This is a genomic window from Methylobacterium sp. 275MFSha3.1, from assembly GCF_900108435.1.
Lineage (GTDB): Bacteria > Pseudomonadota > Alphaproteobacteria > Rhizobiales > Beijerinckiaceae > Methylobacterium.
The window spans coordinates 103752-116794 of record NZ_FNWP01000019.1 but is presented as its reverse complement, the minus strand read 5'-3'; the positions used below and the strand labels follow the sequence as shown (position 1 = coordinate 116794).

Annotated in this window: 9 protein-coding genes; 4 read left to right on the top strand and 5 right to left on the bottom strand. The window is 71.3% G+C overall.

From position 1 onward, the window contains the following. Positions 1–132: 132 nt before the first annotated feature. The 5 genes from oxlT to BLW78_RS21695 form a co-directional block, all read right to left on the bottom strand. On the bottom strand, positions 133–1419 hold the full coding sequence (oxlT, locus tag BLW78_RS21715) for an oxalate/formate MFS antiporter (RefSeq protein ID WP_020092894.1): 1287 nt from the start codon (positions 1417–1419) through the stop codon (positions 133–135). A 134-nt stretch (positions 1420–1553) separates the two neighbouring features. Beyond that, positions 1554–3359, bottom strand: coding sequence for a DEAD/DEAH box helicase family protein (locus BLW78_RS21710; protein WP_091682028.1), 1806 nt, complete (start codon positions 3357–3359; stop codon positions 1554–1556). Between the two features lie 174 nt (positions 3360–3533). After that, entirely contained in the window at positions 3534–4622 is a 1089-nt protein-coding gene (locus tag BLW78_RS21705) for a branched-chain amino acid aminotransferase (RefSeq protein WP_091682026.1), read from the bottom strand. A gap of 115 nt (positions 4623–4737) precedes the next feature. Then, positions 4738–6498, bottom strand: coding sequence for an ABC transporter ATP-binding protein (locus BLW78_RS21700; RefSeq protein WP_091682024.1), 1761 nt, complete (start codon positions 6496–6498; stop codon positions 4738–4740). 92 nt (positions 6499–6590) lie between these two features. Continuing rightward, positions 6591–7136, bottom strand: coding sequence for a Spy/CpxP family protein refolding chaperone (locus tag BLW78_RS21695; RefSeq protein ID WP_091682022.1), 546 nt, complete (start codon positions 7134–7136; stop codon positions 6591–6593). Between the two features lie 155 nt (positions 7137–7291). Between BLW78_RS21695 and BLW78_RS21690 the strand changes: the two genes are divergently transcribed. From BLW78_RS21690 to BLW78_RS21675, 4 genes are all read left to right on the top strand, one after another. Continuing rightward, positions 7292–8236: a metal ABC transporter solute-binding protein, Zn/Mn family gene (locus tag BLW78_RS21690; RefSeq protein WP_091682020.1), complete on the top strand. Its 945-nt coding sequence runs from the start codon at positions 7292–7294 to the stop codon at positions 8234–8236. Positions 8237–8409: 173 nt separating this feature from the next. Next, a complete protein-coding gene (locus BLW78_RS21685) occupies positions 8410–10158 on the top strand; it encodes a heparinase II/III family protein (RefSeq protein ID WP_020092888.1) in 1749 nt (582 codons plus the stop codon). 84 nt (positions 10159–10242) lie between these two features. Next, the gene (purH, locus tag BLW78_RS21680) at positions 10243–11841 is read left to right on the top strand and encodes a bifunctional phosphoribosylaminoimidazolecarboxamide formyltransferase/IMP cyclohydrolase (protein WP_091682018.1); all 1599 of its coding nucleotides are present in this window, start codon (positions 10243–10245) and stop codon (positions 11839–11841) included. A 397-nt stretch (positions 11842–12238) separates the two neighbouring features. After that, on the top strand, positions 12239–12478 hold the full coding sequence (locus tag BLW78_RS21675) for a hypothetical protein (RefSeq protein WP_020092886.1): 240 nt from the start codon (positions 12239–12241) through the stop codon (positions 12476–12478). The last annotated feature ends 565 nt before the right edge of the window (positions 12479–13043 follow it).

Genomic DNA, 13043 nt, shown 5'->3' with positions numbered 1-13043 from the left:
GGAGGATCGGTTTGTACGGGCGGCTCTCGGTGCCGGCTGGCTGGAGGATCCCCCACACTCCCGAGGAGGGGGAGGGCGGGAGATCCGCGAAGGTCGGGCGTCGCTTGCGCGACGTCGTGGGGCGGGGGCCTATCAGGCCGCCCGGATCGGCTGGGCGCCGAGCGCCGCGGGCTGGTCCTCCGAGGCGAGGTAGCGGGCCCGCATCGGGCGCAGGACGAACATCGCCAGCGCCGCCGCCGTCACGTTGAGGACGATGATCAGCGTGAACACCGCCGACCAGCCGTAGGCCGCCGACAGGATGCTGGCGAAGGGGACGAGGAAGGCCGCGGTGCCCTTGGCAGTGTAGAGCAGGCCGGCGTTGCTGGCGGCGTACTTGGAGCCGAACGTGTCGCCGCAGGTCGCCGGGAACAGCGAGTAGATCTCGCCGAACACACCGAAATACACCGCGGTGGCCAGGACGAAGACCATCGGGACGTGACCGTAGGTCAGCAGCACGATCACCGCCAGCGCCGCCGTCGAGAAGGCGATGAACATCGTGTTCTCGCGGCCGATGTTGTCGGAGACGTAGCCGAAGAACGGCCGGCCGAACCCGTCGAAGACCCGGTCGAGCGAGATCGCCAGCGTCAGCGCCGCCATCTGGAGGCCGAACAGGCTCACCGGCACGCCGGCCACCTGGAAGTCGTGGGCGATCGGGGCGATCTGCGCCGCCGCCATCAGGCCGCCGGAAGCGACCATCACGAACATCACGTACATGACCCAGAAGACCGGGGTGCGCACCGCCTCGCGGGGGCTGCGGTCGACCTTGGTCTGCGGCAGGCGGGTCTTCTTGCGCTGGACCGGCGTGTTGGTCGACGGCTTGCGCAGCAGGAAGGCGAGGGCCAGCACCACGGCGCCCTGGCCGATGCCGAAGTACAGGAACGCGTCCTGGTAGCCGCTCGACGCGATCATGCGGGCGATTGGCACCACCGTGATGGCGGCACCCGCGCCGAAGCCGGCCGCGGTGGCGCCGGCGGCCAGGCCACGGCGATCCGGGAACCACTTGAGCGCGTTGCCCACGCAGGTGCCGTAGACCGAGCCCGCACCGATGCCGGCGACGACGGCGCCGAGATAGAGCATCGCCAGGCTGTCGGCGTAGGCGTTGATGGTCCAGGCGAGGGCGATCATCACGCCGCCGAAGGCGACGACGATCTTCGGACCGTAGCGGTCGACGAACCACGCCTCGACCGGCACCAGCCAGGTCTCCGTGGCGACGAACAGCGTGAACGCGAGCTGGATCGCCGCGCGACCCCAATGGTAGCGCTGGTCGATCGGGTCCACGAACAGGGTCCAACCGTATTGAAGGTTGGCGATCATGGCCATGCAGATCACGCCGAAGGCGAGCTGCCACCATTTCGCCGAAGGCGAATCCTGGCGTTCCATCCCTGAGCCTCTCTCTTGGGCGGCGCGGCCTTGCTCTGGCGGCGTCTCTCGTGCCCCGACGATCATGCACATCCGTTCTAGGTATGCAATATACCAGGGTGAGACGGACCGGGTGAAGTGTCAGGACGGCGATATTATTCCGTTTGCCCGGCAGGAGGAATCGGTCCCCAGGCACCGAGCGTCGGTGCCTCCGCGGGGCTCAGAATCTCGTCGAGGGCGGGGATCGAGGCCGGGTCGGCCGGGAAGCCGATGAGGGCGCAGGCGGCCTCCCAGTCGGGCCCCGACTTCACCGCCGCCAGGATTCCCGGATCCAGCGCCGTGATCCGACCCCGGTCGAGACGCATGAAGGCCCGGCCGGTCTCGGCCTGAACGAAGCGGACGACCGCCATCCGGCGCAGGCATTCGCGCAGGAAGCTGGTGTTGGCGGAGGCCGAGAGGTCGGCGCCGTCGAACACCGCGTCGGGCCCGTGGGCGAAGATGTCGACCTTGCGGAAGCGGTCGATGTCGATCAGCCCCTTCACGTCGAGGATGTTGAGAGTTCCGTCCGCCCAGAACGCGATGGTGCGCGGGCGCTCGCCCAGCGGCACGCTGTTGTCGAGGAACTCGCAGACCACCTGCTTGTCCCGTGAGAGCGCCCAGTTGAAGAACAGGCGCGGCATGCCGGTATAGGCCTCGACGTTGTGGGCCAGGAGGTCCTCGACGGCCTTGTAGCGGCCGAACAGCTCGCCGCGCTTCCAGGCGCGCTCCACGGTGTCGGCCGGAGGCGTGACCATGAACTGCATGTAGACGCGGTCGCCGAACCGGGTGAGCAACTGGCCGCCGCCGTCCGAGCCCGCGTCGGCCTGGAAGCTGTCGAACCGGAACCGGTCGATCAGCAGGTTCGAGATCCGCCGCTCCGCCGCCTTGCGGGTGACGTAGCGGTCGAGCTTCATGTCGATGATCTCGACCTCGTAGCCGGTCAGCGTCCCGGCGTACCGCGAAGCTTCGCCAAGGCTGTCGTAGTCCAGGAGGTACTTGCGCCAGACGTCGGGGGTGATCACCGCGAAGTCCGACCACGCCATGCCCAGCCGCCTGGCGAGGCCGAGCTGGTAGGGGCGGATCGTGCTCTTTCCGGACGCCGAGGCGCCCTTCACGTTCATCACCACCGGATGATCCTGCGGCGCCAGCCGCCGGTAGCGCTGCGCCTCGACGACGGCGTCGATCCAGGGCTCGATCTGCTCGCCGACGCGCCGGCTGCCGTAGCCGTTCGAGACCAGCGTCCCTGCGATGGTCCGCAGCAGCGCGGCGTCGCGGATGACCGCATTCTGCCGCGCGATGAGGCCCGACACCACGGCGCGCAGGGCCTCGCAGGCGGCCGTCTCCAGGGCGTCGCCGGCTTCGGCGGCGCGTCGCTGCCAGCTCTCGAGATGGCGCAGGGCCCGGGTCGCGAGATCCTCGCGCGGCGCCTGGACCGTCGGCGGGCGGCGCCCGAGCAGGCGGTCGAGCCAGCGCGGCTCGGGCGGCGGCGGGGGAGGTCTCTCCTCCAGGATGGCGGCGATCTCGCGGGCGAGCACCGCGTCGGCCTCGGCGCGGATCCGGTCGAGGGCGGACTCGACCTCGGCGAGGCGGGGCTCGATGCCCTCGCGCAGGATGGTCGCGACGATGGCGCGGAAGTTCACGCCGAGATCGGCGTAGACTTCGCCCACCGGCACGGAGAGATCCGACATCACCCGGATCAGGACCTCGTGGACGACGAGGCGCCCGGCCCGGAACCGGGTGAGCTGGCGGGCGGGCAGCCCGCAGAGATCGCTCAAATCCAGGGCGTCGCGGAGCGGCGTCTCGACGTGCTCCGGCCGGTAGACGGTCACGAGGGGCAGGAAGGCGGACGGCAGATCGGACCGGACGCCCGGGTTCCAGGGGCCGATGGGCGGCTCGGGAGAGTGGACCGACGCGTCCGTCACGCGCGCGGCAGCCGTATCCGTCACCGTGCGCTCCGCCGAAGACCGCCCGAGAAGTCCGCAACGCTCGCCGCGACCTCGGGACGAGGGCGTGGATCGGGCAGGCGCCTGCCCGGTCCTCGCGGCGAACCCGGCAGTCCCGACCCCGACCACACGGCCGCGGGCGGACGCCGGTTCTCAGAAGATCTTCTGGAACCAGCCGTGGGCGTCATTGGAATTGCCCCGCTGGATGTCCACCAGCAGGCTCCGCAGCCGCTGGGCCACGGGGCCGGCCTTGCCGTTCCCGATGGTGAAGCTCTCCTCCCGGCCCTTCACGGTGCCGATCGGCGTGATCACCGCGGCGGTACCGCAGGCGAAGGCCTCGGTCAGGCGGCCCGCCCGCACGTCGGCGCGCCACGCGTCGATCGTGTAGGGCTCCTCCTTCACGGTCAGGCCCGCCTCCCGCGCCAGCGTGATCACCGAGTCGCGGGTGATGCCGGGCAAGATGCTGTCCGAGAGCGGCGGCGTCACCAGCGTGCCGTCCTCGAAGACGAAGAACACGTTCATGCCGCCGAGCTCCTCGACGTAGCGGCGCTCGGCCGCGTCGAGGAACACCACCTGCTCGCAGCCCTGGGACGCCGCCTCCGACTGCGCCGCGAGGCTCGCCGCGTAGTTGCCGCCGCACTTGGCCGCGCCCGTGCCGCCCGGGGCTGCGCGGGTGAAGTGCTCCGAGACCCACACCGTCACGGTGCCGGTCGGATCCTTGAAGTAGGAGCCGACGGCCGAGGCGATCGTCACGAACAGGTATTCCGAGGCCGGCTTGACCCCGAGGAAGGCTTCGCTGGCGATCATGAACGGGCGCAGGTAGAGGCTGCCGTCCGGCGTGTCGGGGATCCAGGCGCGGTCGATCTCGACGAGCCTGCGCATCGCCTCGACGAAGGCGTCCTCCGGGAAGGGCGCCATCGCCATCCGCTCGGCGGAGCGGCGGAAGCGCAGGGCGTTGGCCTCCGGCCGGAACAGGGCCGCGCCGCCGTCCGCGGTGCGGTAGGCCTTCAGGCCCTCGAAGATCTCCTGCGCGTAGTGCAGCACCGCGGCGGCAGGATCGAGGGGGATGGCCTCGCGCGCCTGGATCCGCGCGTCGTGCCAGCCGCGGCCGGCGGTGTAGCGCGCCACCACCATGTGGTCTGTGAACACCTTGCCGAAGCCAGGATTCGCCATCAGCGCGGCCCGCTCCTCGGCGGTCCGCGGGGCCGGATGACTTTGGATCTCGAACGTCAGGTCGCTCACGGTGTGGTCCTCATCGACTGAGGCCCTTATGGCGCGCTCCGGCGCGCGAATCTACGGAGCCGGCGCATGACGGCGTCGCCGCATATGCGAGTCACTCGGCGCGTCACTCGGCGCGTCACTCGGCGGTCGCGGGCTCCGACAGCTGCAGACGGTGCAGGCGCGCGTAGGCGCCGCCGGCGGCGAGCAGGTCGTCGTGGCGCCCGGTCTCGATCACCCGGCCCGCCTCCATCACGGCGATCTGATCGGCGTCGCGCACGGTCGAGAGCCGGTGGGCGATCACCAGGGTGGTGCGGCCGCGCATCAGCCGGGTCAGCGCCTCCTGGACGAGCCGCTCCGATTCGGAATCGAGGGCCGAGGTCGCCTCGTCGAGGAGCAGGATCGGCGCGTCCTTGAGGAAGGCGCGGGCCAGCGCCACCCGCTGCCGCTCGCCGCCCGAGAGCCGGCCGCCGCCCGGGCCGACCCGGAACCCGTAGCCTTCCGGGAGGGCCGAGACGAAGGTGTGGGCCGCGGCGGCCTCGGCCGCCGCCTCGATCTCCGCGGGCGTGGCCCCGGGTCGGCCGAAGCCGATATTGGCGGCGATCGTGTCGTCGAACAGCACGACCTCCTGCGAGACGACCGCCACCGCGGCGCGCAGGGAAGCCAGCGTCACGTCCCGGACATCCTGGCCGTCGATGGTCACGGCGCCGCCGGTGACGTCGTAGAGGCGCGGAACGAGGTTGAGCAGCGAGGACTTGCCCGAGCCCGAGCGCCCGACGAGCGCCGTCACCGATCCGGCCGGGACCGCGAGGTCGATGCCCTCCAGCGCCGGCGCGTCCGGCCGGTAGCGGAACCGGACGTCGGCGAAGCGGATCGCGCCGCCGGTCACCGCCAGCGGCCGGGCCTCCGGCGCCTCGCGGATCGTGGCACTCTCGTCCATGACGTCGAAGTAGCGCCGCAGCGCGGCGGCGGCCTCCTGCAGGATGGCGTTGAGGTTGCCCAGCGCCCGGGCCGGCTGGGCGGCGAGGAGCAGGGCCGCCACGTAGCCGGTGAAGTCGCCGACCGTCTTCTCGCCGGCCAGGACACGCTGGCCGACCAGCACCAGGACGCCCGCCACCGCGATGCCGCCGCCGATCTCCAGCAGCGGGTCGAGGCGGCCGCGGGCATTGGCGGCCTTCATCTTGAGGCGCCGCACCTCGTCGAGGGCCTCCGCGGCGCGACCCTTGAGGTAGGCCTCCATCGCGTAGGCCTTGGCGACCCGGGCCCCCTGCAGGCTCTCGGAGATCAGGCTGGCGGTGGCGCCCATCTGCTCCTGGGTCGAGGTCGAGACCCGCCGGAGCTTCCGGCCGATCCGCCCGATTGGTCCCGCCACGAACGGGACCGTGACGCCGGCCACGAGGGTCAGCACCGGATCCATCCAGATCAGCGCCGCCACGAGCCCGATCAGCATCGCGATGTCGCGGAGCAGGACCGTCGAGATGCGGGTCAGCGCCTCCTTGATGAAGGCGAAGTCGGTGGTGAAGCGCTGGGTGAGCGCCGCCGGGCTCTCGCGGCCGAGCTGGGCGAGATCCGAATCGATGAGATGCCCGTAGAGCGCCGCCTGCATGTCGGCCTCGACCCGGGTCACCACCCGGTTGGTCAGGACCGTCTGGCCGTAGAGGGCGAAGCCGCGCGTGGCCGTGACGACGATCACCACCAGCGGTCCGTACGCGATGGCGGCGGCGTCCTTGCGGTCGAAGGCGTCGAAGGCGGCCTTGATCAGCGCCGGGTAGAGCCCGGTCGAGGCGCCGACCAGGGCGATCAGCACCAGCACCACCGCCAGGGTGGCCCGGTGCGGGTACAGCCACGTGCGCCAGAGCCGGGCGAGGAGGGGAGCCGTGTCGCCGGGAAGGCGCGCCATGAGACCTACCGGGTCGGATCAGTGCCGCCCCGGGGCAGGATGCGCGGCGGCTGCGGTTTGCCGCCGCCGCCGCCGCGGATCAAGGCTTTTGCTCAGCGGCCGTCGCCGCGCGGCCCGTGATCGTCGCCGCGATCGTCACCGCGGTCCCGGTGCCAGCCGCCCCGCATGCCGTGGCCGCCCATCGGGCCCATCGGCCGGGCGAGGATCATGGCGCGCCGCTTCTGGTCCTGGTCGAGGCTGGCGTAGAGCGGCTGGGACGCGTCCGCGAGCTTGCGCAGGGCGTCGCCCCGCGCGCTCGCCGCGTCCGCCATCGCCCGCAGCGCCGCCGGGGCGTCGTCGCTGAACTTCGGCCGGTCGCGCATCGCCTCGCGGCGCTGCTGGCGCAGCTTGGCCATGTCGCGGATCGCCGTCTCCACCGGCGGCCACAGCTTCTCCTGGTCGGCGTTGAGCTTCAGGCCGGCATGCAGGGCGGCGATGCGGGCATCCGTGAAGGCCGCGCGGTCCTCGGGGGTCAGCGCGCTCCAGCGGCCGTGCCCGCGGAAGCCCTCAGGTCCGTGATCGCGCGCGACCGCCGCGCCGGCGAGCCCGAGGCCGAGCGCCCCGGTCACCAGGATGGCCGCCGTCAAAGGTCGGGACATGGAAATCTCCGTCTCACGCTCGGGACGTCGCCGCGGCCCGCGGCGGCGCCCAACGCCGCGCATAGGGCACCCGCCGTGTATCCCGCTTGTGTATGTAACAATGTTACATTAGTGGCAGGCGCGACGGGGTTTCGGCAGGTGGAGCGGTGCGGCGCGTGGCGAGAACATTCCGGATCGCGGCGCTCGCGATCCTGTCCCTGTGGTTCGGATCGGCGGGGCCGGTCTCGGCCGCACCGCAGGACCGGCCGGTGCGGGCGGTGGCGACCTTCTCGATCCTGGGCGACCTCGTCCGGCAGGTCGGCGGATCGCACGTGACGGTGGCGACGCTGGTCGGTCCGGACTCCGACGCGCACGGCCTGAGCCCGTCCCCGGCCGACGCGCGCAAGCTCGCGGAAGCCGACATCGTCTTCGTCAACGGCCTCGGGCTGGAGGGCTGGTTCGACCGGCTGATCCGGGCCTCCGGCACGCGCGCCCCCGTGGTGGTGGCCTCCGCGGGCGTGAAGCCGATCCCCGCGCAGGACGAGCACGCCCACGAGGACGGCGATCACGCACACGGACACGGCGACCACGCCGTGGACCCGCATGCCTGGCAGGACGTCGCCAACGTGCGGACCTACGTGGCGAACATCCGGGACGGCCTCGCCAAGGTCGATCCGGTCCATGCCGACGCCTACCGGGCGGCGGCGGCCGCCTACCTCGCCGAGCTCGACGCGCTGGAGCGGGACGTCCGGGCGGCGATCGCCCGCATCCCTCCGGAGCGGCGGCGGATCATCACGACCCACGACGCCTTCGGCTACTTCGCGGCGGCCTACGGCCTGCGCTTCATCGCGCCGCAGGGCGTGTCAACGGACAGCGAGGCGAGCCCGCGGGACGTGGCCGCGATCATCCGCCAGATCCGGAAGGAGCGCGTGCCGGCGGTGTTCCTCGAGAACATCAGCGACCCGCGCCAGATGCAGCAGATCGCCCGCGAGAGCGGCGCCCGCGTCGGCGGCAAGGTCTATTCCGACGCGCTCTCGGCGCCGGACGGCCCGGCCGCGACGTATCTCGACCTGATGCGGTCGAACCTGAAGGCGTTCGACGCCGCGCTGATGCCGGGCTAGCCCGCCGGGAGGGCGCGCCGCCGCGATCCTTCGCCTTCACGGCGTCGGACATGACATAGCGTAAACCGCCGGTTAAGAGGCCCCCACTAGCCTTACGAAACGGGTGCCAGCCGATCCTCGTGCGCGAGGGCTCAAGGCCTTGGGGCCTTCAGAACGCGTAGCTCGGAGATCGCGTGGCTTGGGGGCCTGACCGCTGGCGCTTCTATCGGCTCGTCGCGCGCGAGACCGCGCGCGCGGTCCGCGCCGCCGGCGCCAGCGTCACAGCCCCGCCCGACATCCTCGCCCGGATGCGGGTCGCCGGCCTGGTGATCGCGCCGCAGGACCTGCGCACCTCCGACGCGACCTTCGCGGACGACATCTATGCCGGGTTGTTCGTCTTCGCCGGCCGATCGCTCGCGGCGAGCGGCGGCTCGCCCTTCGACTACGCGGCACCGTCGCCGGAATGGGCCGACGAGCTCTACGGCTTCGGCTGGCTGCGCCACCTGCGCGCCGCCGACACCGCCCTGGCCCGCGCCAATGCTCGCGCCTTCGTGGCCGATTTCATCGCCGGCCGCGGCGACGCGGCGCTCGCCCGCCAGACGCCGGTGGCGGCGCGCCGGCTGATCTCGTTCCTGTGCCAGTCGCCCCTCGTTCTGGAGGGTGCCGACCACGGCTTCTACCAGAACTTCCTCAAGGCGATCGGCCGCAACGCCCAGCAGCTCGAGCGCGACCTCCGGCGGGGCGTGCCGCCGCAATGGCGCCTGAACGCCGCGGTGGCGCTCTGCTACGCCGGCCTGTGCTGCGACGGCATCCAGCCGATCCTGCGCCGGGCGACCCGTATCCTGACGCGGGAGCTCGACCGGCAGATCCTGACCGACGGCGGCCACCGCTCCCGCGACCCGCGCTACGCCATGGAGCTGCTCCTCGACCTCCTGCCGCTGCGGCAGAGCTACCTGAGCCGCAGCGTCGAGCCGCCGCTGGCGCTCCTGCGCGCGGTCGACCGGATGCTGCCGCTGCTGCGACTGCTCCGCCACCCGGACGCCTCCCTGAGCCACTTCAACGGCATGGGCGCCACGGACGCGGACCATCTCGCGACCCTGCTGGTCTATGACGGCGCGCTCGCCCGCCCGCTGATGCACGCGCCGAACTCGGGCTACGAGCGCCTGGAGGGCGGCCGGGTGGTCATCGTGGCCGATGTCGGTGCCAGCCCGCCGCTGCCCTACGCGGTGAATGCCGGTGCGGGCTGCCTCGCCTTCGAGATGTCGAGCGGGCCGCAGCGGATCGTGGTCAATTGCGGCCTGCCGGCCAGCGGCGCGGATCTGCGCCTCCTCGCCCGCTCGACGCCGGCCCATTCGACGGCTTCGGTGGCCCACGCCTCATCCTGCCGGTTCCTCACCCGCACTGGGTGGTGGGGCGAGCGGCTGCTGGCGGACTGGCTGATCGGTCGGCGCGGGCCCGTGGTCCTGAGCGGTCCATCGGCGGTGGCGGCCGAGCGGGCCGAGGAGGCCGACAGCGTCGTCCTCGCGGCCCGGCACAACGGCTACGCCCCCGAATTCGGCATCGTGCACGAGCGCCGCTGGCAGCTCTTCCACGCGACGGCGCGCCTGGAGGGCCGCGACGCCTTCCTGCGCCAGGGCAAGGGGCTCAGCCGCGGGCGGCGGCTGCGCCCGCAGGACGTGGCGATCCGTTTCCACCTGCATCCCGGCATTGCGGTGCGCAGCGTCCCGGAGGGGCTGGAACTCGCCTCGGCGCTCGGGGAGGTCTGGGTGTTCAGCGCCGAGAACGCCGAGATCGCCATCGAGGAGAGCGTCTACTTCTCGGGCCTGACCGGACCGCGCCGGACCGACCAGATCGTCCTCCACCTGCGGGTATCCGACGATGTGGAAGTCCGGTGGAACTTCGAGCGTCGGGCCTCCGCGCCCCTGCGCGGCGTGGCGCCCTGACGGGTCTCCGGACAGGGCCGGCTGGCCGGGCTCACCGTTTCCATGCTACCGCGCCGGAAAATCTCGAACTTTCGGCACGAAGCTATGGCGCACGATCAGGTGCGGGTCTCCCGCGCGCTCCTCTCGGTCTCGGACAAGACCGGCCTCGTCGACTTCGCCCGGGCGCTCCACGCCCGCGGCATCGCGCTGGTCTCGACCGGGGGCACCCACCGGACCCTGCAGGAGGCCGGCCTGCCGGTCACCGAGGTCGCCGACCTGACGGGGTTCCCGGAGATGATGGACGGCCGGGTCAAGACGCTGCACCCGGCGGTCCACGGCGGCCTGCTCGCCATCCGCGACAACCCGGAGCACCAGGCCGCGCTCGCCGCCCACGGCATCGGCGCCATCGATCTCCTCGTGGTCAACCTCTACCCGTTCGAGGCGACCATCGCGGCCGACCGGTCCGACGCCGACTGCATCGAGAACATCGATATCGGCGGCCCGGCGATGATCCGCGCGGCGGCCAAGAACCACGCGGACGTCGCCGTCGTCACCGACGTGTCGGACTATGCCGGCGTCCTCGCCGCCCTCGAGGCGCAGGACGGCGCACTCGGGGCGGATCTGCGCCGGAGCCTGGCGCAGAAGGCCTTCGCCCGCACCGCGTCCTACGATGCCGCCATCGCCAACTGGATGGCGGGCCGCTTCGGCGCCGAGGCGCCGGCCCGCTTCCGGGCCTTCGGCGGTTCCCTGGGCCAAGAACTGCGCTACGGCGAGAACCCCCACCAGTCGGCCGCCTTCTACCGCGCCCCCGGTAAGGTCCGGGCCGGCGTGGCCACCGCCCGCCAGCTCCAGGGCAAGGAGCTGTCCTACAACAACTTCAACGACACGGACGCCGCCTACGAGTGCGTGGCCGAGTTCGACCCGGCCCGGACCGCCGCCGTGGCCATCATCAAGCACGCCAACCCCTGCGGCGTCGCCGAGGGTGCGAGCCTGCTCGAGGCCTACGAGCGGGCCCTGAGCTGCGACCCGACCTCCGCGTTCGGCGGCATCGTCGCCCTGAACCGGACCCTCGACGCCGAGGCGGCCCGCCGGATCGTCGAGATCTTCACGGAGGTGATCATCGCCCCCGACGCCACGTCCGAGGCGGCGGCCATCGTGGCCGGCAAGAAGAACCTGCGCCTGCTGCTGGCCGGCGGCGTGCCCGACCCGCGTGCCGGCGGGGAGACCGTGCGGACCCTCGCGGGCGGGCTGCTGGTCCAGAGCCGGGACGCGGCGGTCGTCGACGAAATGCCGCTCACGGTCGTGACCAAGCGCGCGCCGAGCGAGGCCGAGCTGGCCGATCTCCGGTTCGCCTACCGGGTGGCCAAGCACGTGAAGTCGAACGCCATCGTGTACGCGAAGGCCGGCGCCACGGTCGGCATCGGCGCGGGCCAGATGTCCCGGGTCGATTCCTCGCGCATCGCCGCCTGGAAGGCCGCCGAGGGGGCGAAGCGTCTCGGGCTGGCCGAGAGCCTCGCGGTCGGCTCGGTGGTGGCGTCGGACGCGTTCTTCCCGTTCGCGGACGGCCTCATGGCGGCCGCCGAGGCGGGCGCCACCGCGGTGATCCAGCCCGGCGGCTCGATGCGCGACGCGGACGTGGTCGCGGCGGCCGACGAGGCCGGTCTCGCCATGGTCCTGACGGGGCACCGCCACTTCCGGCACTGAGCCGGCGGGCCGTCTCCCGCCCTCCGAGACGGCGCGCCACCTCGGGGGCGGCCGCACCGGTCCGGACGCCCCGGAACACCCGCGGTCGCGCCGCCGCGCCGCGTTAACGATACGCCGCGATCGGATCGGCCGGGTCGATTGTTTGCCGAGCGGGCGCTTCCGCCCAGCATTGCCGTGAACAGACGCGTTGCTCGACCAAGCTCGGCAATGAATGGTCGGCGTTCGGGAAAACTATCTTTGGTGCAACATTACGGGTGTAATATTCCAAACTTGTCGAATAGGCGCGGTGTCTGCGCCGCGGGTTGAAATTTTCTCGGCCGCACGCCATCATCGCGGGGAAATGCGCCGGAAGCTCGCGTGGAGAACTTCCTGGAACAGCTCCGGGTCGAGTGACGAGATGGTGGTCGCAGCGCTGTTGTTTCTCGTGGGATGGCTTCTCGGCCGATCCTACTCGGTGATCATCCTCGCCCTGACCTCGTCGGTGATCCTGTTCACCGCCACGACGATCTTCGTGTCGGTCTACGGGATCGACCTGCTGCGCGTCCTGATCGTGTTGGGATATCTAACCGCGCATCAGGCGGGGTATCTCCTCGGCGCCTATCTCACCGGGTACCCCGAGAGCGATCGGGGGCGGTGAGGCGCATCACCACCACCAGACCAGCCGTCCGGCGTACCCGTTGATCAGGATCCAGAGCCCAGCGGCGACGAGGGACCAGGTAATCACAAGGAGAAGCGGTGGCTTCGTGCCGGGCTGACTGCGCAGAAGTGTCAGGACGGTGTTCACGTTCGATATCCCAGGGGCCCGGTGCGGAGGGAAAGCCGATACGGGCTCGTATCGCATCGGGTTCCACCGGGCCGATTGTCGGCAGGTTAAATCTTGTCCAGGCTCGGGTGACGGGCGCGCCCTCGATGAGCTCAGGGTCGCCGGTCAGATTACTTGCAGTTGCAATAAGTCGCCTCTCGCAACATCAAAAGTTTGAACCAGGACAATTGACGCTCCGGATCCGGTCGGGGGAGGCCTGTTTCCGCCGGGCCTCGATACTTGACACATCCGTATAGGATCAGACGAAACGCAATCCGTGAGGAACCGCACGGGTCGCTATTTCGCCGCCGCGTTGCAGGCCCGACACAAGCGGGACAGCCGCGTCGTGCCGTACGAACGAGAACGCCCAGGCAGCGTGAGCTGCCTGGGCGTCTTTGAC

Excerpts from the sequence above, each read along its gene's own strand:
- oxlT (WP_020092894.1), bottom strand. The coding sequence starts at position 1,419 with ATGGAACGCCAGGATTCGCCTTCGGCGAAATGGTGGCAGCTCGCCTTC.
- BLW78_RS21700 (WP_091682024.1), bottom strand. The coding sequence starts at position 6,498 with ATGGCGCGCCTTCCCGGCGACACGGCTCCCCTCCTCGCCCGGCTCTGG.
- BLW78_RS21695 (WP_091682022.1), bottom strand. The coding sequence starts at position 7,136 with ATGTCCCGACCTTTGACGGCGGCCATCCTGGTGACCGGGGCGCTCGGC.
- purH (WP_091682018.1), top strand. The coding sequence starts at position 10,243 with ATGGCGCACGATCAGGTGCGGGTCTCCCGCGCGCTCCTCTCGGTCTCG.
- BLW78_RS21675 (WP_020092886.1), top strand. The coding sequence starts at position 12,239 with ATGGTGGTCGCAGCGCTGTTGTTTCTCGTGGGATGGCTTCTCGGCCGA.